Here is a 23,269-nt window from a genome sequence, read left to right on the forward strand (position 1 = left end):
GGATGACATCCATGTTTGGTTTTTTTAAGCGTAAACAGAAGCAGGATTCCCAGCAGGAAGCGCAGGACGAGTCTCAGGTCGACCCCTCCCAGGAGCAGGCGACTGATGAGTTAAGCGACGATCAGCAGGCACCCGAACATACCCGCCGCGAGGAAGCCGAGGTTGACGAGCATTCGTCTGCGTCTGACGCTACGCCAGAGCCTACGCCCGCGCCAGAGCCAGAACCAGAGCCAGAACCAGAACCAGAACCAGAACCAGAACCAGAACCAGAACCAGAACCTACGCCCGTTGAAAAACCGGCGCTGCAGGAGAAGCCGTCCGCTGACAAAGGCGAGAAAAAGGGCTGGCTGTCGCGCATCAAGTCGGGCCTGGGCAAAACCCGCGCCAACCTGACCGACGGCATTGCCGATCTGTTTCTGGGCAAAAAGCAGATCGACGATGAGCTGCTTGAGGATCTGGAAACCCAGTTGCTGATGGCCGACGTGGGCATTGAAGCGACCAGCGAGATTATCGAGCGGCTGGAAGCCCGGGTCTCGCGCAAGGAACTGAAGGATCCCGAGGCCCTTTACCGGGGGCTTCAGGAAGAACTGGCGGCCATGCTTGAGCCCGTCACCATACCGCTGAGCTTCGATAAAGCCAGCGACGGCCCTTTCGTGATCCTGGTTGTCGGGGTCAACGGTGTGGGCAAGACCACCACCATCGGCAAGCTTACCCAGCGTTTCCAGCGTGAAGGCAAAAGCGTCATGCTGGCGGCGGGGGACACCTTCCGTGCCGCCGCCGTTGAGCAGCTCAAGGTGTGGGGGGAGCGCAACAGCGTGCCGGTGATTGCCCAGCATACGGGGGCCGATAGCGCCTCGGTGATCTATGACGCGGTGTCGGCGGCCAAATCGCGCGGCGTCGATGTGCTGATCGCGGATACCGCCGGTCGTTTGCACAACAAGGGCCACCTGATGGAAGAGCTGAAAAAAGTCCATCGGGTGATGAAAAAGATCGACGAGACAGCGCCGCATGAGGTGATGCTGGTGCTGGATGCGGGCACCGGTCAGAACGCCATTTCCCAGGCCAGTACCTTCAACGAGGCCGTGCCGGTCAGCGGTATTACGCTGACCAAGCTGGACGGTACCGCCAAGGGCGGGATCATTTTCGCCCTGGCGAAGCAGCTCAACACGCCGATCCGCTTTATCGGTGTCGGCGAAGGGCTGGATGACCTGCGTCCCTTCGCGTCGCAGGACTTTGTCAACGCGCTGTTTGATCGCCAGGGAGACGATGCCAACCCATGATCGCCTTTGAGCATGTGGGTAAACGCTACGGAGGGCGCTTTGAAGCGCTGTCACACCTGAACTTTCGCGTAGCGCGGGGCGAGATGGTGTTTCTTACCGGCCATTCCGGCGCGGGCAAGAGCTCGCTATTGCGTTTGATCATGCGCCTTGAAAAGCCGAGCCGCGGGCGGGTGGTGGTGGCAGGGCACGATATTGCCCAGTTGCATGCCAGCCAGGTGCCGTTTTACCGGCGCCAGATTGGTGTGGTCTTCCAGGATCACCAGTTGCTGTTTGACCGCAGCGTGTTTCATAACGTCTCGTTACCCCTGGATATTCAGGGCATCGAGCCCCGTGAGTCGGCTCGCCGTGTGCGTGCTGCTCTGGACAAAGTCGGGTTGTTGCACCGTGAAAAGGCATTGCCTATCGAGCTTTCCGGCGGTGAGCAGCAGCGCGTGGGTATTGCCCGTGCCGTCGTCAACAAGCCTGCCCTGCTGCTCGCCGATGAGCCGACGGGCAACCTGGATCCTCAGCTGTCCGCGGACATCATGGGGCTGTTTGAAGACTTTAACCGGATTGGTACGACCGTCATGATTGCCAGTCACGACCTGGCGTTGATCGCGGGATTGCGGCACCGGATCATACGCCTGCGCGATGGTCGGCTGGTAGCGGACGAGGGGGCAGCATGAAACGACCGACCGGCCAAAAACCGAAAGGCGCCGCTCCCCGGTCGACGCGTCCACGCGCCGCTCCTCAGCAGGCTCAGCGCCCGGCGCAACGCGGGGCACGTACCCAGCAACCGCGCCGGTCCAGCCGTTTGCGCGCCTGGGGGCGGCACCACCGGGCAATGGCGCTCGACAGCCTGCAGCGACTGATTCGCTACCCGCTGGGTAATTTGCTGACCATGCTGGCGATTGCCATTGCACTGGTACTCCCCGCCGCGCTGTGGTTGACCCTGGACAGTGCTCGGCTGCTGGATGCAGAACTGGACGATAGCGCCACTCTCACCGCTTACCTTGACATCAGCGTTGAGCTGCCTGAGGCCGAGCGCATCGAGCAGGCGGTCAGTGCCGACGAAGCGGTGCAAGGTACCCGCTTGGTCAGCGCGGAGCAGGGCATGGCCGATTTTCAGCAATCACTGGGTGTCGAGGATGCGCTCTCGGGGCTCGACGATAATCCCCTGCCCCACAGTATCGTGGTCCGCCCGGGCAGCGTCGATCCTGAGCTCATGCAGGCGCTGGCCGAGCGGTTGGACGACATGGCGGGTGTCGACGAAGTGCGCCTCGATCTGGCCTGGGTGGAGCGCCTGCGCCACTTGGCGGCGCTGGGGACACGCGTGGCGCTGGCTTTGGGGGTGCTATTTGGCCTCGGGGTGCTGCTGGTGGTGGGTAATACCATCCGGCTGTCGGTGGAGAGTCGGCGGCGCGAAATTGAAGTGGTGATGTTGATCGGCGCCACCCATGCGTTTGTCAGGCGCCCCTTTCTTTACAGTGGCGCCTGGTACGGCTTCGGCGGCGGCGTGCTGGCGCTGGGGCTGTTGTCATTGGGCAACCACTGGTTGTCGCTGCCGGTGGCCGCCTTGGCGGAAAGTTACGGCGCCAGCTTTTCGTTGCCCCGATTGGACTTCACAGGCTCCACAATTTTGCTATCTTGCAGTACACTACTTGGCTGGTTGGGCGCATGGCTTGCCGTGTCCCGGCATCTTGCCAGTATCCGTCCGCGCTGAACGGCCCGCGTTGTTCATCAGGCGACGGCGAGGGAACCTTGCCCAGATGGCAAGGTCACAGAGACACAAACCACGTAAGGGCTACAAGGGAGACCATCTGCACATGAGCACTAGTCTTCTACCGGTGGGACAGCTTTCTCCAGGCAATGACCTGGGCGGCTATATCAAAGCGGTCAACGGCATTGCGGTTCTGAGTGCCGAAGAAGAGCGTGAGCTTGCGTTCCGCCTGCACGATGAAGGCGACCTGGAGGCGGCGCGACGTCTGGTACTATCGCATTTGCGCTTTGTCGTGCACATCGCCCGGAGTTATTCGGGGTATGGGCTGCCACAAGCCGACCTGATTCAGGAAGGCAATGTGGGCCTGATGAAAGCCGTCAAGCGCTTCGACCCGAATCAGGGCGTTCGCCTGGTTTCATTTGCGGTGCACTGGATCAAGGCTGAGATCCATGAGTTTGTGCTGCGCAACTGGCGGATCGTCAAGATTGCGACCACCAAGGCGCAACGCAAGCTGTTCTTCAACCTGCGCAGCGCGAAGAAACGCCTGGCCTGGCTCAATAACGATGAAGTTGACGCCATCGCCAAGGATCTGAATGTCAAACCCGGTGTTGTGCGGGACATGGAAGGACGGCTGTCGTCCTACGATGCGGGCTTCGATGCGTCGCCCAGCGACGATGAAGACAGCGCCTACCAGGCACCGGTCAACTTCCTGGACGACATGGCAGCCGACCCGGCAACGCAGCTTGAAGACAGCGACTTCGAGGAAGACTCGACGCGCCGTCTGCAACTGGCGCTTGAAGGTCTGGACGAACGCTCTCGGGATATTCTCCAGCGTCGCTGGCTGGCCGAGGACAAGGCCACGCTGCACGACCTGGCCGATGTCTATGGCGTCAGCGCCGAGCGTATCCGCCAGCTTGAAAAAAATGCCATGAAGAAACTGCGCCAGAAAATGGGCGATGCCATCGCGGCATGAACAAGCAGGTTTGATCCGGCAAGAAACGGCGCTCCCCGAGGGGAGCGCCGTTTTTGTTATGCAGGGCTGTATTTCAGGCTCTTCGCTAAGCGGGCTGTACCGCTTCGCGCAGTAGCTGGCTCGACAGCAGCGTCCACTGGTCGTCCCAGTAGTCCGTGGGCAGGCGTTTGAAATCGCTGCGTACATACTGGGAAATCCGCCCTTCGGCGTGGGCGATCAGCAGGTTCGCCGCCGCCGAGGCGGGGATGCTCGGGCGACGCCCTTCACGCAGTTCGGCTTCACGAAGGATTTGCTTGAACTGGGCTTCCAGCCGTTCGAACAGCTGGTGGATCCGGTGGCGTAGCCGGGCGGTCTCGCCGGTCAATACGTCGCCCCCCATGACCCGTGCAAGGCCCGGGTTCTTCTCGGCAAAACCGAGCACCAGCGACAGGATAGTGCCGCAGCGGTTGGTGGCGTCGGGGACCTCTTCCAGGATCCGGGTGATGCGGGCAAAGATGCTTTCTTCGATAAAATCGATCAGCCCTTCGAACATGCGCGCCTTGCTTGGGAAGTGGCGATACAGCGCGGCTTCCGAGACGCCGACCTGGCGAGCCAGTGCCGCGGTGGTAATCCGCTTGCCACTGTCTTCTTCAAGCATCAGGGCAAGGGCCTGAAGGATCTGCTCGCGGCGGCGAGGTTTGCGTTCATCGCTCATGACGTTGCTCTCCGTCGCGGTTAGTGAGTGTCGGAGATCAGCGTGCCGACCCCGGCGTTGGTGAAAATCTCCAACAGCACGGCATGCGGTACACGGCCATCGATGATGTGGGCACTGTTGACGCCGCCTTTCACGGCGTCCAGCGCGCACTGAATTTTAGGCAGCATGCCACCATGAATAGTCCCATCGGCAATCAGGGCGTCAACTTGAGCCGTGGTCAAGCCGGTGAGTACCTCGCTCTTGGCATTCATCAGGCCTGCCACGTTGGTCAGCAGCATGAGCTTTTCGGCGTTGAGGGCTTCGGCAATCTTGCCGGCCACCAGGTCGGCGTTGATGTTGTAACTGTGTCCTGCCTCATCCACGCCGATCGGCGCGATCACGGGGATGAAATCGCGCGCCGCGAGCATTTCAATCAGGTCGGTGGAGATCGACTCGACCTCGCCGACGTGGCCAATATCGATGATTTCCGGAGCGGTCATTTCAGGGCTTTGATGTTCCACTCTGAGCTGGCGCGCGCGGATTTGCGCACCGTCTTTACCGGTCAGGCCAATGGCTTTGCCGCCGCTCTGGTTGATGAGGTTGACGATACTCTTGTTGACCAGTCCGCCCAGCACCATTTCCACCACGTCCATGGTTTGCGAGTCGGTGACGCGCATGCCGTTGACGAAACGCGATTCGATATTGAGCTTGGCCAGCAAGTCGCCAATCTGGGGGCCGCCGCCATGCACGACCACCGGATTGATGCCCACTTCCTTCATTAGCACGATGTTGCGGGCAAAGGAGTCGATCAGGGTCGTTTCCGTCATTGCATTGCCGCCATATTTGACGACAACCGTTTTGCCGGAAAACTGCTGAATATAGGGGAGGGCTTCGGAAAGCACCTCCACAACGACCTGGGGGTCGCGACTGGCTGAACTCATGACATTGTCCCTTGATAATGATGTGGCTAATTTATCGGTATTCAGCGCACTGTGGCGCCCATGCGTGCCGCGCCTTCTTTTGGGCTCGGTCCCGCAGCATGATGGCGTCCCCGGTCAAGCCTGGGGTAGCGTCAAAGCGGGGTCGACGTCTTTCAGTGCATTGGCAAACTGCGCTTTAATACGCGCCAAAGCGGCATCGTTTTTCCCTTCAAAACGCAGTACCAGCACGGGCGTGGTGTTGGATGCCCGGCAAAGCCCCCAGCCGTCGGGGTAGTCGACCCGAATGCCATCCAACGTGGTCTTGATACCATCGCCGAAGTCGCCCTCCCGAGCAAGTTTATCCACCAAGTTGAACTTGTTGCTGTCGGTGACGGTGATGTTGATTTCCGGCGTGCCGATGTCCTGGGGAAAGCTGTCAAAATACGCATCGGCGTCGCCTGCGTAGTTGGCCAGGATTTCCACCAGCCGTGCAGCGGCATAGAGGCCGTCGTCAAAGCCGTACCAGCGCTCCTTGAAGAAAATATGCCCGCTCATTTCACCGGCCAGCTGGGCGCCGGTTTCTTTCATGCGAGCCTTGATGAGCGAGTGGCCGGTGCGCCACATTTCCGGCTCCCCTCCGGCGTCGCTGATTACCTTGACCAGGTTGCCGGTGCACTTGACGTCAAAGATGACCTTGGCGCCTGGGTTGCGGCTCAGCATATCGGTGGCAAACGCCATCAACAGATGATCCGGGTAGATCAGCCGCCCGCGAGGGGTGATGACGCCGAGCCGGTCGCCGTCGCCGTCGAAGGCCAGGCCGATATCGGCGCCGGTTTCCTGGACCGTGCGGATCAGGTCCTGCAGGTTCTCGGGCTTGCCGGGATCCGGATGGTGGTTGGGGAAGGTGCCATCGATCTCGTCAAACAGCGGTATGGTGTCAACGCCAAGACGCTCAATCAATTGCGGGCCAAGCTCGCCGGCCACGCCGTTGCCGCAGTCGACCACTGCCTTGATAGGCCGGTTAATCGTTACGTCACCCAGGATGCGCGTTAAGTAGGCGTCGCGCACGTCTTCCTGGCGAATGCGGCCTTCTCCTTGGGTTAGATCGCCTGACTGTAAACGTTCGTAGAGGGCAGTGATCGCATCGCCGGACAGCGTGTCGCCATCGAGGACGATCTTGAAGCCGTTGTAATCGGGTGGGTTATGGCTACCGGTGACCATGACGCCCGAGCGGGTGCCGTCGAGAATGTGGGTGGCGAAATACAAAACCGGGGTGGGCACCATGCCGATATCGATCACGTCACGTCCCGCGGCGTTCAAACCGCGCATAAGGGCTGCCTGGAGGCGTGGGCCCGAAAGCCTGCCATCGCGAGCCACCACGACGGTTGACTCGCCCCGCGTGGCGGCGGCAGAGCCGATGGCACGGCCAATCCATTCCACCGTGTCCTCGGTAAGGGTGTCATCGACGATGCCGCGGATGTCGTAAGCGCGAAAGATCGAAGCGGGAATTGTGGGTGTCGTCATGGGGATATCCTTACGAAAGTGGCCAGTACCGATTAATGGCGGCCCGTGCTGCCAAAGCCGCCGTCGCCGCGGGTGGTGTCGCTGAACTGATCGACCAGATCGAGTTCAGCCTGTACCACCGGGACAAGCACGTACTGTGCCAACCGCTCAAAGGGGGCAAGCGTAAAAGCGCTGTGCCCTCGATTCCAAACGGAAATCATCAGTTCGCCCTGGTAGTCGGCATCAATCAACCCCACCAGGTTACCTAGCACGATGCCATGCTTATGCCCTAAACCGGAGCGCGGCAAAATCATACCGGCAAGGCCGGGGTCTTCAATATAGATCGCCAGGCCCGTTCGTACGAGCTGCGTGTCGCCCGGATTCAGAGTAAGCGGCTCGTCAAGCAGTGCGCGCAGGTCCATCCCTGCGGAGCCGTCGGTCGCATAATGGGGTAAGTAATCGCGCAGTCGTTCATCCAGCACTTTGCACTGCAGGCGTGGGCGGGGGCTCATAAGGTTGCTCCGGTAGACGAGGAGAGTAGCGTCAGGGCTTGTTGGATCACGCACTCTGCTAACTGTGTTTTGGGCTGCGGGGCTTCCATCCGACGCTCGATACCCTGGGGGGAGCGCCAGAGCAGAAGCGCGGCGTTGTCGTCGCTGCCAAAGCCCATGCCTTGCTGGCTGACATCGTTGGCGACGATCATGTCGAGGCGCTTGCGGGTCAGTTTGTCCGCTGCATAGCGTTCAACGTCCTGGGTTTCGGCAGCAAAGCCGACCACGAAAGGGCGAGTCTCGGGTGACAGTGCGGCTACTGACGCAATGATGTCTGGATTCTTGACCAGGGTAAGCGTCAGGGTGTCGCTTTCGTCGGTCTTTTTCAGCTTATGCTCGGCGGCACTGGCCGCGCGGTAATCAGCGACGGCGGCACAGCCGATAAACAGCGCTGCCTGAGGGGCCAGCTGCAGCGATGCCTGGTGCATCTGCTCGGCGGTTTCGACGTCAATGCGCGTGACGCCTGCAGGTGTTGCCAGCGCCACAGGGCCGCTGATCAGCGAGACCCTGGCGCCCTGGCCGACGGCCGCGGCGGCAAGGGCGTAGCCCATTTTTCCCGAACTGTGATTGGAAAGATAGCGCACCGGGTCGAGGGCTTCACGGGTGGGGCCTGCGGTAATCACGACATGCGGTGATGACGCACTCGGGGTCGCACTGGTGGATGGCGAAAGCTGACGCAATAGCGCGTCAACAATGGCCTCGGGCTCGCTCATGCGCCCTGGGCCAACGTCGCCGCAGGCCTGGTCGCCGGCCGCCGGGCCAATCAGTTGCCAGCCATCGCAAGCGAGCCGTTCCACGTTGCGCTGGGTGGCGGGGTGACGCCACATGGCCTGGTTCATGGCCGGAGCGATCAACCTGGGCGCCTCCGAGGCCAGGCAGAGCGTGGTCAGCAGGTCGTCGGCCATGCCGTGGACCAGGCGCGCAATGAGGTCGGCGGTCGCCGGCGCGATCAACAGGACATCGGCCCAACGGGCAAGCTCAATGTGGCCCATGCCCGCCTCGGCTTCCGGGTCGAGCAACGAGGTACGAACCGGTTCACCCGACAGCGCCTGTAGTGTCAACGGGGTGATGAATGCCTGGGCACCGTCGGTCATGACGACGCGAACCTCGCAGCCCGCCTGTTTCAGCAGTCGCACGATCAGCGCGCTTTTATACGCGGCAATACCGGCGCTGATGCCCAGCAGCACGCGTTTACCGTTAACAGTGGGCGTTGTGGTCGAAGTCACGGAGGTCATGGCATAGGATCCATATTGTGCGTTCTTTAGGAGGCTTACCATACCATTCGTCTGCACAATTTGGCATGCTGCATTCATGCATAGGGACAGGTGAAACACCGCGCAGGGAGGCGATGATGGGCATTAACCACTGGCCGGAAGGCGAGCGGCCAAGAGAAAAGCTATTGAATCTGGGCGCGCAGGCGCTATCCGATGCCGAGCTACTGGCGATTTTTTTGCGCGTCGGCGTTCAGGGCCGCTCGGCGGTCGACCTGGCCCGGGACCTGCTCGCCAGTTTTGGTGGGCTGCGTCAGCTGCTGGAGGCCGACCAGGAACGTTTTTGCGACGCGCGCGGGTTGGGGAGCGCCAAATTCGCCCAGCTGCAGGCGACGCTAGAGCTTTCAAGGCGGCATCTGGCCGCCCAGTTGGCCCGCGGTGAAGCGCTGACATCGCCCACTCTTGTGCGCCACTACCTGAGTGCGCAGTTGCGTCATCTGGGGCATGAAGAATTCGCGGTGCTTTTTTTGGATACGCAGCACCGAATTATTCGCTATGAATCCCTGTTTCGCGGTACCCTAGACAGCGCATCCGTTTATCCCCGCGAAGTTGCCAAGCGTGCCTTAGCGCACAACGCTGGTGCCGTCATCCTGGCTCACAATCACCCTTCGGGTGTTGCCGAACCAAGCGATGCTGATCGACGAATCACTGATCGTCTGAAAGAAGCGCTCGCTCTGTTTGATGTGCGGGTACTCGATCATTTCGTGGTGGGGGACGGAGACGTGGTGTCATTTGCCGAGCGTGGCTGGCTATAAGTGTGCCGTTAATCATAGTGAATTAGCTAAGTAAACTGACATAAACGGCGATTTTCGACCGGTTGCGATGGTTTTTCTTGCTGATTGCCAGCTGCTCTGGTATAAAGTGCCACCTTTAAACTTGGGTTGAATAACGGATTTGGATAAAGCTTGGCGGTTAACGGCGTCGACTCCTTCCCTGCTCCGGTTTGCCCGACAGTTTTGAACACTCAGGTTATTATATCCTGGCCAAGCAGTTGGAGGCTCTCATGTCCAAAGTATGTCAGGTTACCGGTAAGCGTCCGGTAACTGGTAACAACGTTTCACACTCCCAGCGCAAGACACGTCGTCGTTTCTTGCCGAACCTGCACACCCATCGTTTTTGGGTTGAAGCTGAAAGCCGCTTCGTCAAGCTGCGTGTTTCCTCCAAGGGTATGCGCATCATTGACAAGAAAGGCATTGAAACGGTTCTGGCCGACATCCGCAAGCGCGGCGACGCCATCTAAGCTATTTGTTTGGCTAACAGTTTGGCCAAAAATTGGGAGAGTTAAACCATGCGCGATAAGATCAAGCTGGTGTCCAGTGCCGGTACAGGCCACTTTTACACCACTGATAAAAACAAGCGGAACACCCCGGACAAGTTCGAATTCAAGAAATACGACCCGGTGGTCCGTAAGCACGTCATGTACAAGGAAGCCAAAATCAAGTAACTACGGTTGCGATGACTGGCTTTTACCGCAGGCGAGCGCCTGTTAAAAACCCGGCCCCAAGCCGGGTTTTTGCATGCCTGGGTGTTCTGCGCCGATAAGCGTGAGCACTGCAGACGTTAACGACCATCACCACTCTGTCATCAAAGGCTCTCATCATGCCCGAGCTGCCCGAAGTTGAAACCACTCGGCGGGGTATTGCCCCTTATCTGGAAGGTCAGGAGATCACCGAGGTATTGGTGCGCCAATCCCGCCTGCGTGTGCCGGTGCCTGACGATCTCGCCGAACGGCTCGTCGGGGCGCGGGTCGGTGAGTTGACGCGCCGAGCCAAGTACCTTCAGGTCCCGCTCGCCACCGCCGAGGGGGAGGCCACCTTGCTGTGGCATTTGGGTATGTCGGGCAGTTTGCGGATTGCGCGGGTAGGGGATCTGCCTAAAAAGCATGATCACGTAGATGTGGTGACCCAAAGCGGCCATGTGCTGCGCTACCATGATCCGCGGCGGTTTGGCTTTGTCGATTGGCAGCAGGGAGATGGCAGTGCCGACAAGCGCCTGGTGCATCTGGGCCCCGAGCCGTTGGATGACGCCTTTAACGGGCGTTGGCTGTATCGCATCTCACGCAATAAGCGGGTATCCGTAAAGCCCTTTTTAATGGATAACCGTGTGGTCGTCGGTGCCGGTAATATCTACGCCGCTGAAGCGCTATTCATGGCGGGAATTGACCCCCGTCGGGCGGCAGGGCGTGTTTCCCTGGCCCGTTACGAGAAGCTGGCGGCCGCCGTGAAAGAAGTACTGGCGGCTGCCATCATTCAAGGCGGTACGACGCTGCGGGATTTTGTCAGCGGCCAGGGCGAGCCTGGCTACTTTGCCCAGCGGCTCAATGTTTATGGTCGACACGGCCAGCCCTGCATGCGCTGTGGAATGGAGCTGCGCCGTATTACGCTCGGCCAGCGGGCCAGCGTTTTTTGCCCCGGCTGCCAGCGCTAACCGGGGCGCCGCGCCTTTTTGTTTTGCTAAATTTTAAGCCCAGGTTTTTGAGCCCAAGTTTTAAGCCTTGATGATTGAGTACTAGTGTTTGAAGCCGAGCTTTTGAAGCCAAAGTTGTTCTGGAGATTGTTGTGACCCAACGCCTGCGCCTGAATAAAAACGCTGACCGCCGCCTCAAAGCGGGCCATCTGTGGATCTACTCCAACGAAGTTGATATCAAGGAGACCCCGCTCAAGAACTTTACCGCGGGTGAAGCTGCCCTGGTCGAGGCGTCGAACGGTAAAACCCTCGGGGTCGCTTACGTGAACCCGCATTCCCTCATTGCGGCGCGGGTGATGTCACGTGATCCCGAGATGCGTCTGGATCGTTCGCTGTTCGTGCATCGCTTCAACCAGGCGCTTGCCTTGCGTCAGCGCCTGTTTGAACAGCCGTTTTACCGGTTGGTTCATGGTGAAGGCGACCTGTTGCCGGGGCTTGTGATCGACCGCTTCGGCGATGTGGTGGTGGTGCAATTGAACACCGCGGGTATGCAGACGCTGTCCGAAGAAATCGTCGACGCCCTGGAGAAAGTCCTCAAGCCCAGCGCAATCGTGTTCCGCAATGACACCGGCGGGCGTCGTCAGGAAGGTCTCGATGCCCAGGTGGAAGTGGTCAAAGGTACGCTACCCGACGAAGTACTGCTGGAAGAGAATGGCGTTCGCTTTGTGGTGCCGGTACTTGATGGTCAGAAAACCGGCTGGTTTTTCGATCATCGGGTCAACCGTGCCTGGCTCAATAGCCAGGTTGCCGGTAAGCGGGTGCTGGACGTCTTCAGCTATGTCGGCGGTTGGGGCGTGCAGGCCGCCGCCAGCGGTGCCTCTGAGGTGCTGTGTGTCGACTCATCCGGCCCTGCGCTTGAGCAGGTGGCCCGCAACGCCGAACTGAACGGCTTGCAAGAACAGGTGGCCATTGGTGAAGGCGATGCGTTCGAGGCGCTGGCGGCGCTTAAAGCCGACGGCGAACAGTTCGACGTGGTGATTCTGGATCCGCCTGCGTTTATCAAGAAACGCAAGGATATCCCCAACGGCGAACGTGCCTACAACCGACTGAACCGTGAAGCGATGCGTCTGCTGGGGCGTGATGGTTTGCTGCTGTCGGCGTCTTGCTCCATGCACCTGGCCCCCGAGCGCTTGGTGGATGTGGTCCGTAGCGCAGCGCGTCACCAGGATCGTCATGGTCAGGTGATCTTTCAGGGCCATCAGGGGCCTGACCATCCGGTGCATCCGGCAATCCCGGAAACGTCCTACCTGAAGGCGCTGGGCGTGCGCGTTTTCCGTGACTAGGTCGTAAAGCAACCGGTGGAGGGGCCAGGACAATGGAATGGGCGCTACCCGAGCCTTTTGTGATGGAGATCGACGTGACGGATGAGGCTATCGACGCCTACCGGCACGTCAATAACAGTGAATACCTGCGCTGGGTTGAACAAATCAGCTGGGCGCATTCAGAAGCGCTGGGCCTTACCCTCGAGCGCTACCGCGAGTTGGACCGGGCCATGGTCGTGCACCGCCACGAGTTGGACTACCTGGCGCCAGGCTATGAGGGGGACCAGCTCCAGTTGGCGACCTGGATCGTGGCCTGCGATGGCCGCTTTAGCTTGACCCGGCGCTTCCAGTTGAAGCGCAAACACGACGCCAAAACCTTGCTCAAGGCACGTACCCGCTTTGCCTGCGTGGCGCTATCCAGCGGGCGGCCCATGCGCCTGCCCGACGAGTATCGGCGTATTTACGGTGATGCGGTGGTTGATGAATAACGATGATTTTTTTGCCAAATGCCGCTAGCCGCTAGATTTTTCTCCTGATAAACGCCTTGACCGGCGTTTTTTTTGTTTTATACGCCGAGGGATGGAAGCGCATAAAAGCTGTGCTGTAATGACTCCAAGATTGACGAATTTCTCGCTCAATAACGAGGAGCCAACTATGCGCATCGCTGTCCCCAAAGAGATAAAAAACCACGAGTACCGGGTGGCCTTGACCCCCACCGGTGCGCGGGAATTAGCCGGGCGTGGCCATCAGGTGACGGTTCAAACCGGCGCGGGTGAAGGTGCCGGGTTTCATGACCGCGACTACGAAGCGGCGGGGGCGAGCGTCGAGGCGGATGTCGCCTTGCTGTGGCAGAACGCCGAGCTGATTTTGAAAGTGAAGGAGCCTCAGGCCGAGGAAGTCGCGCGGCTGACGCCACAGCATACCCTGTTTACCTACCTGCATCTGGCCGCCGAGAAGACGCTCACCCAGGGGTTGATGGAGAGCGGTGCGACCTGCATTGCGTACGAAACGATTACCGACGCCAAGGGCGGCTTGCCGTTGCTCGCGCCGATGAGCACCGTCGCAGGGCGCATGGCCGTGCAGGCGGGCGCTCACAGCCTGGAAAAAGCCCAGGGAGGTGCGGGCGTGCTATTGCCGGGCGTGCCGGGGGTGGCACCAGGAAAAGTAACGGTCATCGGTGGCGGTGTGGTGGGCGAAAACGCCGCGCGTATGGCCCTGGGGTTAGGTGCCGATGTCACCATTCTGGACAAGTCCATCGATCGTTTGGAAGTGCTGGATGACCGCTATCAAGGCCGGATCAAAACCGTCTACTCAACGGCAGATGCGCTCGATGAAGCCGCCAAAACGGCTGATATGATCATCGGTGCGGTACTCATCCCGGGGGCGGCGGCACCTAAGCTGATTACCCGAGCCATGCTGGCGGATATGCAGCCCGGTAGCGTGCTGGTGGATGTGGCGATCGACCAGGGCGGTTGTTTCGAAACCAGCCGACCCACCACCCATGCCGAGCCGACCTATATCGTCGATGGCATTGTCCATTACTGCGTTGCCAACATGCCGGGAGCGGTGGCGCGGACCTCCACGCTGGGGCTGACCAATGCCACCCTGCCGTTTGTGCTTGCGTTGGCGGATAAAGGTTGGCAGCGGGCGCTGCGCGATAACCCGCACTTCCTGCCGGGGCTTAATGTCCACAATGGACAGGTGACCTACGCGGCGGTGGCTGAGGCGTTTGACCTGGAAAGTGTTGACCCTGCAGACGCGGTGAATCAATAGGCCGCTGTTGGTCCATCATGATTGATCAGTAGTGGGGCGGTATGTCGTCCTCGGGCCGACTGGTATCGGGGGCGTCATTCGCCTGGAGCGCCTGGTGCTGTTCGCGAAGCCGTTCGCGCATCAGCGCGCTGAGTTGTTCCAGGGTCGCTAGTCGGCGCTCCTGCTGGGCGACGGCTTGGTCCAGGGTATCGAGCCAGTGTTCTTGATAAGCCAGGCGGCTTTCTAAAGATTCAAGCTGTTGATTGAGCTCGGCGGGCGATAACGTAGATGTCATGGTAACATTGCAACCTTATGTAGTAGCTCGGTACATCGGGTCGTCAAAACCCGTTGAATTGAGTATTGTCCTTCTTCTGTTACCCATACAACAAGAGAGCTTTTTTTATCCATGAACCCAAAAGTTGTGTTTCGCTGTATCTTGATCAGTGTCTTACTTGCCGCCCCCACGCCATTGTTGCTGGCGGGGATTGTTCATTTAACCGACGCACCCCTGGCTGAGCAGTGGCTGGCCGAACTGGCCGTGACAGGCGCTGGTGGCATCTACATTGCCGTTGCCATCGGAAGTTTCATCGTGCTGTGCATTGCTACCCTGGCAACCGCTGCGCTTGCGCCACCTGTCGTGGTGTCGCCGACCGTTCGTTCCAAGCCAGCACCGCGTCAATCTCAAGCCCCCGCGACGGACGATGAAGAAGATCTCATCGACCCGAACGACGGCCGCGAAGAGGGTGAGGTGAAGTGGTTTAATACCAATAAGGGTTACGGCTTTATTACCCGTGATAACGGCGACGATGTGTTTGTCCATTTTCGGGCAATTCGTGGTCGTGGCCCGCGCATGCTCGCCGAAGGCCAGATTGTGCGCTACCACGTGATTAAAAACGAACGCGGTTTGCAGGCCGACGATGTGAGTATTATCGAGTAACGATCCGTCTCGCCTGGACTGGCTCGCACGACATTTGGCCCCGCTTCGGCGGGGTCAAATGCGTTCAGGGCTAGCGATAACGCCTAGCGGCCGGAGTCGGGCCATTGAATGGGCCCTTCGCGTCCGTCGGGCAGTACCTGCCAAAAGCGGTCGGGGTCATCGCCGGGATGCCAGCCGCCCAGCGAGCAGCGAATTTCGGTCTGCAAGGCTTCAGCCGCGTATTGCGCGGCTTCCTGGTCGGTCTGCCAGGGGCTATGGCGGCTGTCCAGCCACAGGCTGGCAAAGCCGTCGGCGGCTTTTTCCACCAACAATACGGGAACGGTGTGCCCCTGGCAGGTGCCCTGGGTACGCCATTTGCCTTTACCTGCCGATGCAAGCGGCGGTGCATCCAGGGTGTTGGCGAGCCATTCGTTTAGCGCTGGATGAACGACATCGGCAAGGTAAATCTCGATATCCGGGTAAGGTTCCATCATGCGCGTACCTCATCGGAGATGAACAACGCCTGCAGGGTGGCTTCGTAGATCCGGCTTAAGTCGTCCAGGTCGCTGGCCCGCACACGCTCATCCACCTTGTGGATCGTGTCGTTGAGCGGCCCCAGCTCGACCACCTGGGCGCCCAGGGTGGCGATAAAACGTCCATCCGAGGTGCCTCCGCTGGTGGATAACGCAGGGCGCTCGCCAGTGATGGCTTCAACGCCGCGCATGGTGGCATCGACCAGCTCGCCTTCGGCAGTCAAGAACGGCTCGCCGTTGAGCATCCAGTCAATGTGATAGTCAAGACCATGTTGATCCAGGATCGCTTCGCTGCGTGCCTTGAGGGTTTCATGGGTGACTTCCGTTGAGTAGCGGAAGTTGAAGACGACTTCGACCTCACCGGGAATCACGTTGGTGGCGCCGGTCCCCGCGCGAAAGTTGGAAACCTGGAAGCTGGTGGCGGGGAAAAAATCGTTGCCTGCGTCCCAGTGCTCGTTGACGAGTGCATCCAGCGCGGGCATTGCCTGGTGGATCGGGTTGCACGCCAGGTGCGGGTAGGCCACGTGGCCCTGTACCCCCTTGATATGCAGCACGCCACCCAGGGAGCCGCGCCGACCGTTTTTGATCGCATCTCCCAGGCGTGCCGTGGAGGAAGGCTCGCCGACAATGCAGTAGTCGAGGCGTTCATTGCGCTCGCGCAAATGCTCGACCACCGCGCGAGTACCGTCGACGGCGGGGCCCTCTTCATCGGAGGTGATCAGAAAGGCAATACGGCCATCGTGATCGGGGTGCGCGGCCACGAATCGCTCCACAGCCGTGATCATTGCCGCGAGGCTGCCTTTCATGTCGGAGGCGCCGCGCCCGCACAGCATGCCTTCGTCGTTGATGCAGGGCGTAAAGGGGGGGAACTCCCAGTTGGTGTGAGGCCCGCTGGGTACCACATCGGTGTGGCCAGCAAAAGCCAGCACCGGGCCATGATGGCCGCGCACCGCCCAGAAATTCTTTACATCACCAAACGGCAGTGGCTCGATATGAAAGCCGAGCGCCTCGAGGCGCTCGATCATCACGTCCTGGCAGCCCTCGTCATCTGGCGTCACCGATGCCCGGCTGAGCAGGTCAAACGCCAGCTGCAGCGTCGGTGATAAACCCTCTGGCTCAGTTATGGGCATGCAGCGCCTCGTTGAGTGCGATGGCGCTTTTATTGGTCAGGCACTCAATACGGCCGCTTTGTGAGTGACGGCGCAGCAACAGGTCGTCCTGGCCTGCCAACTCACGTGCGGCGACGGTGCTGACCTCCTGGCCCTGGTCATCCAGCAGCGTCACTTTCGCCCCGGCGGTAATGTAAAGGCCTGCTTCGACAGTGCAGCGGTCGCCAAGCGGGATGCCGATGCCCGCGTTGGCGCCGATCAGGCAGCCCTCGCCAACTTTAATCACCATATTGCCACCGCCGGAAAGCGTGCCCATGGTGGAGCAACCGCCGCCCAGATCGGAGCCCTTGCCCACCATGACACCTGCCGCAATACGTCCCTCGACCATGCCGGGACCTTCGGTGCCCGCGTTGAAGTTGACGAACCCTTCATGCATGACCGTGGTGCCTTCGCCCAGGTAGGCGCCCAGACGCACCCGAGCGGTATCGCCAATGCGGATACCCTGGGGGACCACGTAGTCGGTCATCTTGGGGAATTTGTCGACGCAGTCCACCGACAGCGCGCGGCCTGCCAGGCGTGCCTTAAGGCGGCGGGCGGGGAGCTCTTCAATGTCGATGGGGCCTTCGTTGGTCCAGGCAATGTTGCGCAGCAGGCCGAACATGCCGGTCAAATCCAGCCCGTGGGGTTTCACCAGGCGATGGGAAAGCAGGTGCAGCTTGAGGTAGACCTCAGGTGCGGTTTGCGGCGGCTGGTCGGTCTCCAGGAACATGGCGACCAATGGGCGCTGGCTGGACGCGAAAGACTCAGCCAGCTCCGCCTGTTCAGGATGGCCCGCTTCCTGAAGGGCATTGGCCAGGCGCGCACAGTCTTCCGGCAGGAAACTGATGGCCGCATTGCCCTGGGGAGCGTCGACAACGTCCTTGGCAGCCCTCACCAGGCTTTCCGGTGGGTTGATCAGTGGTGCCGGGTAGTAGATTTCCAGCCAGTCGCCCTGGGTGTTTTGGGTGCCGATTCCAAGCGCAAAGCTCAGCATAACTGCGTTCCTTTAGGTCAGTGTTTCGTCTTAAAGTTTGTCGTAGTCGCCGTCTTTGTAGCCGACCAGAATGGTCTCGTCGTCGACTTCCAACAGGGGGCGTTTTAACAGTGTGGGGTATTTCAATAGCAATTCGCGGCCCGAGTTGGCATCAAAATCTTTTTCTTCATCCGATAGCTCGCGCCAGGTTTTGCTTTGCTTGTTGATCGCCTGGACCAGCGGAACGCGGTGCAGGATATGCTCCAGCAGCGCTGCCGACAGCCCGTCCTTGCGCAGGTCGTAGGTTTTAAAGGGAATGCCCTTCTCGTCCAATGCCTTGGCTGCCTTGCGGCAGGTGTCGCAGTTGCTGATGATATAAAGCGTTAGCATGTATGACCTCCTACAATGTCGTCATGCCGTCAATGTATGCGTTAGCCGCGCTCGACAAGTTGGCGTAGCCGCTCGGCGGCTTCAAGCGTGGGAGCAAGCTCTGCCACCAATGCCAAGCGTAGTCGACCACTTCCCGGGTTGTGGCCTTTGCGCCCGGGACGGCCCATCAAGCTGCCGGGCAACACGCTGACATGCTGCTCGACAAACAACCGCTGGGTAAAGGCAATATCGTCGCCACCAGGCACGGCGGGCCACAGGTAAAAACTCGCCTCGGGGGTGGGGAAATCCATTACCGGGGCGAGCACCTCTGTCACGGCGCCAAACTTTTCACGATAAGCCTCGCGATTGGCGAATACGTGGTTTTCATCCTGCCAGGCGGCGATGGAAGCGTGCTGCAGCGGCAGCGACATGGCGCAGCCATGGTAGGTGCGATAGCGCTTGAAGGGAGCCAGCAGGTCGGCGTCGCCCGCGACAAATCCGGAACGCAACCCTGGCAAATTGGAGCGCTTGGAGAGCGAGTGAAACACCACGCAGCGCCGGTAATCATCGCGGCCCAGCTCGGCGCAGGCTTGCAGGAGCCCCGGCGGCGGTGCGGCTTCGTCGAGGTAGAGCTCCGAGTAACACTCGTCGGAGGCAATGATGAAGTCGTGTTCATCGGCCAGCGCGATGAGCTGCTTGAAGTCGGCAAGCGGCGTGACGGCACCGGTAGGATTGCCCGGCGAGCAGATAAAGACGATTTGCACATCGCGCCAGGTGTCGGCGCTGACGGCGGAGAAATCCGGACGAAAGCCGTTGTCGGCGGTGCAGTCGAGATACAGCGGTTCCCCGCCAGCCAGCAGGGTGGCGCCTTCGTAGATCTGGTAGAAGGGGTTGGGCACCGCCACTTTGGACGGGCGGCTTCGGTCAAGGGCGGCTTGAACGAAGGCAAAAATGGCTTCCCGCGTGCCGTTGACCGGCAGGACCTGGCGTTCGGTATCGAGGCCTGCAAGCGCGAAACGCTGGCATGCCCAGGCGGCAATGGTCTCGCGCAGGGCGGCCAGCCCGTTGGTGGCCGGGTAGCGCGCCATCTCGGCCTGATGCGCCACCAGTGCGGCCAGTGCGCCAGGGTAGGGCGCGTGCTGGGGCTCGCCGATGGTCAGCGGGATGTGCGCAAGCGCCGAAGGCGGCGTCAGGTCCGCCTTGAGGGCCGCCAGCTTTTCGAACGGATACGGATGCAGGGCGTCGAGATCAGGGTTCATGAGTATCCAGAACGCCGTGCCGGCGTCGTTGTAGGCGTCGTGTCGCGAAAGTAGCCGACGATTATAGGCAAGCGCCGCTGTCGGCTCAAATCCACCGGGGAGCGTGTTGCGACTTAAACCCCCAGCACCTCAATCAAGCGTTCGCGCAACTGTTGTTGGCGGTCCGGGTCGGTCAGCGGCTCGCCTGCCTTGGTGGTGATAAAGAACACGTCCTCGACGCGTTCGCCCAGGGTGGCGATTTTCGCCGCGGAGAGCGCAATATCCTGCTCCATGAAGATGCGCCCCACGCGGGCCAGAAGCCCCGGCCGGTCAGGGGCGCTGAGCTCCAGCAGGGTGCGGTCGTTGGCCGGGTCCTGCTCGATCAGAACCTCGGTGGCGACCCGGAAGTGCTTGAGCTGGCGCGGCGTGTGCCGTGTGACGATGTCGGGGTAGTCGTCGGGGTCGTCGAGTTCTTCCACCAGGTGCTGGCGCATTTCTTCGATGCGCGCCGGGTCGCGGATTGGCTGACCCTGATTGTCCAGCACAATGAAGGTATTGAGTGTCCAGTCGTTGTTGGACGTCGCGATACGCGCATCGTGAATCGACAGTCCCAGCTGTTCCATGGCGGCGGCGGTGGCGGCGAACAGGTCGTCCACCGAGCGGGTGTGAATGAAGACCTTGGTACCGCCTTCGGTCATGTCAGCCGTGGGCGCGCTGATCAATACCAACGGCAGCGGCGAGGGCTGATGGGCAAGAATGCCCTGGGTCTGCCAGACGATTTCGCTGGGCGCGTACTGCAGGAAATAGTCTTCGCCCAGCGAGTCCCACAGCCGGTCGATATCGGTTTCATCAACGCCAATCGTTTGCAGCAGTGAACGGGCTTCGGTGCGCGTTTCGCGCACCCAGTCGTCGCGGTCGGGCGGGTTTTTCAGCCCGCGCCGCAGGGCGCGCTTGGTTTCGGCATGCAACTGGCGCAAGAGCGACGCCCGCCAGCCGTTCCAGAGCGTTGGATTGGTCGCATTGATGTCGGCCACGGTCAGCACATAAAGATAGTCCAGCCGCGTCTCGTTGCGTACTTCCATGGCAAAGTCGCGAATCACGTCCGGGTCGCTGATGTCGCGTTTTTGCGCGGTCATGGACATCAGCAAATGGTGCTCGACCAACCAGCTGACCAGATTGGTGTCGTGTTGGGGGACGTGATGGCGCTGGCAGAACTGTTCGACGTCCCGGGCGCCGATTTCCGAGTGATCGCCGCCGCGTCCCTTGCCGATATCGTGAAACAGCCCCGCGATCCAAAGCAGGTCCAGCTTGGGTAGCTGCTGCATCAGGGTGGCCGCGACCGGGAAGTCGTCCTTGGCCTCCGGCTTGCGGAAGCCGTGCAGGAACTTGAGTAGCCGCAGGGTGTGGGCATCCACGGTGTAGATATGAAACAGGTCATGCTGCATCAGGCCCACGGCACGGCCAAATTCGGGCAGGTATTTGCCCAGGATGCCGTAGCGGTTCATGCGCCGCAGCTGGCGGGGAACATTGCCCGGCGCGCGCATGATGGCCATGAACAATCGCTGGTGGTGTGGGTCTTCCCGGTAGTGATCGTCGATCTGATGGCGATGGTCGCGAATCAGGCGGATGGTGTCGGCGCGGACGCCTTCTATTTCTGGGTGCTTGGCCATCAGCAAAAACAGCTCCAGCATGGCCGAAGGCTGTTCACGGAAAAGGTTGCGCGAACGCACCTGAATATAGCCGCCCTTGGTTTCAAAGCGTTCGTTGAGCTTGACCGTCTCCAGCGCTTCCTTGCCGCGCAGGATGACTTCGTCGAAGTGCTGCAGCAGCATGTCGTTAAGCCCGGCCAGGGCGGTCACGTGCCGGTAGTAACGCTTCATGAACTGTTCCACCGCCAGGCCTTCGGGGGTGTCACGAAAGCCGAACATCTCGGCAATGGTGCGCTGGTGGTCAAACAGCAGGCGGTCTTCGGCCCGCCCGGTGAGCATGTGCAGGGCGTAGCGGACCTGCCACAGAAACGCCTGCCCCTGGCTTAATATGCGCAGTTCGGCATCGTTCATGAAGCCGTTGGCGACGATATCGGTGTATTCCTCGGTGCCGAAATGGCGCTTGGCGACCCAGCCGATCATCTGGATGTCGCGAAGTCCGCCTGGCGAGCTTTTGAGGTTCGGTTCGAGATGGTACTCGGAGTTGTTATAACGGTAGTGACGGGCAATCTGTTCCTGCCACTTGGCCTCGAAGAAGCGGTCCGCCGGCCAGACGTGGTCGGCGTTGAGCCGCTCGCGCATGCGCTCACGCAGCGCTTCCGGACCGGCGATCAGGCGTGACTCGAGCAGGTTGGTGATCACCGTGACATCGGCGGCCGCTTCGCGCTCGCAGTCATTGAGTGAGCGCACGCTGTGGCCGATTTCCAGGCCAATGTCCCATAGAAAGGTGATAAAGGCGGTCAGCGGTTCGCGATAGGGAGTATCGTCATCGTGCTCGAGCAGCAACAGCAGGTCGATGTCCGAATGCGGGTGCAGTTCGCCACGGCCGTAACCGCCCACGGCCACCAGGGCGACGCCGTCGTCGGGCCAGTCATGCTGTTCCCAGGCGATGGCCAGCAGTTGATCCAGATACCATGCGCGACCACGCACCAGGTCACGAATATCGGCCCCGGCGCGAAAGCGTTCGTCCAGGCGGGTCTGAATTTCGCCAAGCGCTGCCTTGAACGGCGCGATGGGGGAGCGTGACCCCGCAAGCTCGGTGCGGAACAACTCAAGGTCGAACAGCGTGGTATCCGGTTCGAACCGGTAGTGGTGTAAAAGCATCAATGATTCAAGAAGCTGAAGTCTTCGTCGCCGCGTGCGGTCAGCACGTCAACGCCGGTGTCGGTGACCAGCAGGGTGTGTTCCCACTGTGCCGACAGGCTACGGTCCTTGGTGACTGCCGTCCAGCCATCGCGTAACACCTTTGTCCTGTAGCCCCCGACATTGATCATGGGCTCGATGGTGAAACACATGCCCGCTTCCAGGCGGATGTCAGCGCTGGGTGCGTAGCCATCGTAATGCAGGAACTGGGGATCTTCGTGAAACTCGGCGCCGATGCCGTGGCCGCAGAAATCGCGGACAACCGAGTAGCCATTGGCTTCAGCGTGCTTCTGAATCACGCGGGCGAGTTCCGAAAGGTGCACCCCTGGCTTGACCTGCTCAATGCTTTTATACAGGCATTCCTGAGTAATCCGGCACAGCCGCTCGCCCTGGATGGTCTCGCCGACCACGAACATCACGCTGGAATCGCCGTGATAACCAGCGGCTGTACGCACGGTGATATCCAGGTTCATGATATCGCCGTTCTTGAGCTTTTTGGCGTCGTCGGGAATTCCGTGGCAGACCACGTGGTTGATCGAGGTGCAAGTCGCTTTGGGGAAGCCGTGGTAATTGAGTGGCGCAGGGGTGGAGCCCAGCTCGTTGACGATGTACTCGTGACACAGGCGGTCGATTTCACCGGTGCTGATGCCCGCCTGGACGTGGGGGGTGATCATCTCGATCACGCTGGCCGCCTGGCGTCCAGCTTCGCGCATGTTGTCGATTTCAGAAGGCGTTTTAATGGGAACGTTCATGGATTCTCGATGTTGACTCAGAATGGCAAGTTGAGCGGCAATAAAAGGCCCGCTGAACGGATGACGGCTTCATCTTGACGATGATCTATGGTATAAAGCCGCGCGCTTTCCTGCAATCGTCATCCGCTGCAAACTTTCTGC

At 60.3% G+C, this 23,269-nt stretch carries 25 protein-coding genes; 12 read left to right on the top strand and 13 right to left on the bottom strand.

Features of this window, described 5'->3' with window-relative positions; all coding sequences use genetic code 11:
- The first annotated feature begins 11 nt into the window (after window positions 1-11).
- From ftsY to rpoH, 4 genes are all read left to right on the top strand, one after another.
- Window positions 12-1,280 carry a signal recognition particle-docking protein FtsY gene (ftsY, locus tag ADS46_RS09635; protein WP_066319396.1) on the top strand — a complete coding sequence of 423 codons (1,269 nt, stop codon included), beginning with the start codon at window positions 12-14 and terminating at the stop codon, window positions 1,278-1,280.
- On the top strand, window positions 1,277-1,945 hold the full coding sequence (gene ftsE, locus ADS46_RS09640) for a cell division ATP-binding protein FtsE (protein ID WP_066319397.1): 669 nt from the start codon (window positions 1,277-1,279) through the stop codon (window positions 1,943-1,945). The genes ftsY and ftsE overlap by 4 nt, the downstream gene beginning before the upstream one ends.
- Window positions 1,942-2,982, top strand: coding sequence for a permease-like cell division protein FtsX (gene ftsX / locus ADS46_RS09645; RefSeq protein ID WP_066319399.1), 1,041 nt, complete (start codon window positions 1,942-1,944; stop codon window positions 2,980-2,982). Before ftsE ends, ftsX begins: the two co-directional genes overlap by 4 nt.
- A 103-nt stretch (window positions 2,983-3,085) precedes the next feature.
- Entirely contained in the window at window positions 3,086-3,952 is an 867-nt protein-coding gene (gene rpoH, locus ADS46_RS09650) for an RNA polymerase sigma factor RpoH (protein WP_066319400.1), read from the top strand.
- Between the two features lie 85 nt (window positions 3,953-4,037).
- Here the strand turns inward: rpoH and slmA are convergent, their stop codons facing one another.
- The 5 genes from slmA to coaBC form a co-directional block, all read right to left on the bottom strand.
- Complete coding sequence (gene slmA, locus ADS46_RS09655) at window positions 4,038-4,646, bottom strand: nucleoid occlusion factor SlmA (RefSeq protein ID WP_066319401.1); 609 nt, start codon at window positions 4,644-4,646, stop codon at window positions 4,038-4,040.
- A 20-nt stretch (window positions 4,647-4,666) separates the two neighbouring features.
- Complete coding sequence (gene argB, locus ADS46_RS09660; protein ID WP_066319404.1) at window positions 4,667-5,566, bottom strand: acetylglutamate kinase; 900 nt, start codon at window positions 5,564-5,566, stop codon at window positions 4,667-4,669.
- 114 nt (window positions 5,567-5,680) lie between these two features.
- Window positions 5,681-7,069, bottom strand: a complete 1,389-nt coding sequence (locus tag ADS46_RS09665) for a phosphomannomutase/phosphoglucomutase (RefSeq protein WP_066319405.1) — start codon at window positions 7,067-7,069, stop codon at window positions 5,681-5,683.
- A 32-nt stretch (window positions 7,070-7,101) separates the two neighbouring features.
- Window positions 7,102-7,560 (bottom strand): dUTP diphosphatase, encoded by a 459-nt coding sequence (dut, locus tag ADS46_RS09670; protein ID WP_066319406.1) that lies wholly within the window; start codon window positions 7,558-7,560, stop codon window positions 7,102-7,104.
- The gene (coaBC, locus tag ADS46_RS09675; RefSeq protein ID WP_066319407.1) at window positions 7,557-8,834 is read right to left on the bottom strand and encodes a bifunctional phosphopantothenoylcysteine decarboxylase/phosphopantothenate--cysteine ligase CoaBC; all 1,278 of its coding nucleotides are present in this window, start codon (window positions 8,832-8,834) and stop codon (window positions 7,557-7,559) included. The genes dut and coaBC overlap by 4 nt, the downstream gene beginning before the upstream one ends.
- 116 nt (window positions 8,835-8,950) lie before the next feature.
- Between coaBC and radC the strand changes: the two genes are divergently transcribed.
- The 7 genes from radC (at window position 8,951) to ald (ending at window position 14,371) form a co-directional block, all read left to right on the top strand.
- Entirely contained in the window at window positions 8,951-9,625 is a 675-nt protein-coding gene (radC, locus tag ADS46_RS09680) for a RadC family protein (RefSeq protein ID WP_066319410.1), read from the top strand.
- 248 nt (window positions 9,626-9,873) lie between these two features.
- Window positions 9,874-10,110, top strand: coding sequence for a 50S ribosomal protein L28 (gene rpmB / locus ADS46_RS09685; protein WP_066319413.1), 237 nt, complete (start codon window positions 9,874-9,876; stop codon window positions 10,108-10,110).
- 48 nt (window positions 10,111-10,158) lie between these two features.
- Window positions 10,159-10,314 (top strand): 50S ribosomal protein L33, encoded by a 156-nt coding sequence (gene rpmG / locus ADS46_RS09690; protein ID WP_027337782.1) that lies wholly within the window; start codon window positions 10,159-10,161, stop codon window positions 10,312-10,314.
- Between the two features lie 155 nt (window positions 10,315-10,469).
- Window positions 10,470-11,297: a bifunctional DNA-formamidopyrimidine glycosylase/DNA-(apurinic or apyrimidinic site) lyase gene (gene mutM / locus ADS46_RS09695; protein ID WP_066319415.1), complete on the top strand. Its 828-nt coding sequence runs from the start codon at window positions 10,470-10,472 to the stop codon at window positions 11,295-11,297.
- A 131-nt stretch (window positions 11,298-11,428) separates the two neighbouring features.
- Window positions 11,429-12,619: a class I SAM-dependent rRNA methyltransferase gene (locus ADS46_RS09700; protein ID WP_066319417.1), complete on the top strand. Its 1,191-nt coding sequence runs from the start codon at window positions 11,429-11,431 to the stop codon at window positions 12,617-12,619.
- A 32-nt stretch (window positions 12,620-12,651) separates the two neighbouring features.
- Entirely contained in the window at window positions 12,652-13,086 is a 435-nt protein-coding gene (locus ADS46_RS09705) for an acyl-CoA thioesterase (RefSeq protein WP_066319419.1), read from the top strand.
- 166 nt (window positions 13,087-13,252) lie between these two features.
- Window positions 13,253-14,371 (top strand): alanine dehydrogenase, encoded by a 1,119-nt coding sequence (ald, locus tag ADS46_RS09710; RefSeq protein ID WP_066319421.1) that lies wholly within the window; start codon window positions 13,253-13,255, stop codon window positions 14,369-14,371.
- A gap of 25 nt (window positions 14,372-14,396) precedes the next feature.
- Here ald and ADS46_RS09715 read toward each other — a convergent pair whose 3' ends face one another.
- Window positions 14,397-14,645 carry a SlyX family protein gene (locus ADS46_RS09715; RefSeq protein ID WP_066319422.1) on the bottom strand — a complete coding sequence of 83 codons (249 nt, stop codon included), beginning with the start codon at window positions 14,643-14,645 and terminating at the stop codon, window positions 14,397-14,399.
- A 111-nt stretch (window positions 14,646-14,756) separates the two neighbouring features.
- On the opposite strand from ADS46_RS09715, the gene ADS46_RS19130 reads away from it, so the two are divergent.
- Window positions 14,757-15,287 carry a cold-shock protein gene (locus tag ADS46_RS19130; RefSeq protein WP_066319425.1) on the top strand — a complete coding sequence of 177 codons (531 nt, stop codon included), beginning with the start codon at window positions 14,757-14,759 and terminating at the stop codon, window positions 15,285-15,287.
- A gap of 83 nt (window positions 15,288-15,370) precedes the next feature.
- On the opposite strand, the gene ADS46_RS09725 is transcribed toward ADS46_RS19130, so the two are convergent.
- From ADS46_RS09725 to map, 7 genes are all read right to left on the bottom strand, one after another.
- A complete protein-coding gene (locus ADS46_RS09725; RefSeq protein WP_066319427.1) occupies window positions 15,371-15,760 on the bottom strand; it encodes a hypothetical protein in 390 nt (129 codons plus the stop codon).
- A complete protein-coding gene (dapE, locus tag ADS46_RS09730; protein ID WP_066319432.1) occupies window positions 15,757-16,929 on the bottom strand; it encodes a succinyl-diaminopimelate desuccinylase in 1,173 nt (390 codons plus the stop codon). Before dapE ends, ADS46_RS09725 begins: the two co-directional genes overlap by 4 nt.
- Window positions 16,916-17,941 (bottom strand): 2,3,4,5-tetrahydropyridine-2,6-dicarboxylate N-succinyltransferase, encoded by a 1,026-nt coding sequence (dapD, locus tag ADS46_RS09735; RefSeq protein ID WP_066319434.1) that lies wholly within the window; start codon window positions 17,939-17,941, stop codon window positions 16,916-16,918. Before dapD ends, dapE begins: the two co-directional genes overlap by 14 nt.
- Window positions 17,942-17,971: 30 nt before the next feature.
- Entirely contained in the window at window positions 17,972-18,310 is a 339-nt protein-coding gene (locus ADS46_RS09740) for a Spx/MgsR family RNA polymerase-binding regulatory protein (RefSeq protein WP_066319435.1), read from the bottom strand.
- A gap of 41 nt (window positions 18,311-18,351) precedes the next feature.
- On the bottom strand, window positions 18,352-19,548 hold the full coding sequence (gene dapC, locus ADS46_RS09745; RefSeq protein ID WP_066319437.1) for a succinyldiaminopimelate transaminase: 1,197 nt from the start codon (window positions 19,546-19,548) through the stop codon (window positions 18,352-18,354).
- A 113-nt stretch (window positions 19,549-19,661) separates the two neighbouring features.
- On the bottom strand, window positions 19,662-22,337 hold the full coding sequence (locus ADS46_RS09750; protein ID WP_066319440.1) for a [protein-PII] uridylyltransferase: 2,676 nt from the start codon (window positions 22,335-22,337) through the stop codon (window positions 19,662-19,664).
- The gene (map, locus tag ADS46_RS09755) at window positions 22,337-23,128 is read right to left on the bottom strand and encodes a type I methionyl aminopeptidase (RefSeq protein WP_066319442.1); all 792 of its coding nucleotides are present in this window, start codon (window positions 23,126-23,128) and stop codon (window positions 22,337-22,339) included. Before map ends, ADS46_RS09750 begins: the two co-directional genes overlap by 1 nt.
- Window positions 23,129-23,269: the final 141 nt, after the last annotated feature.

It is taken from the genome of Halomonas sp. G11 (genome assembly GCF_001663515.1).
GTDB lineage: Bacteria > Pseudomonadota > Gammaproteobacteria > Pseudomonadales > Halomonadaceae > Vreelandella.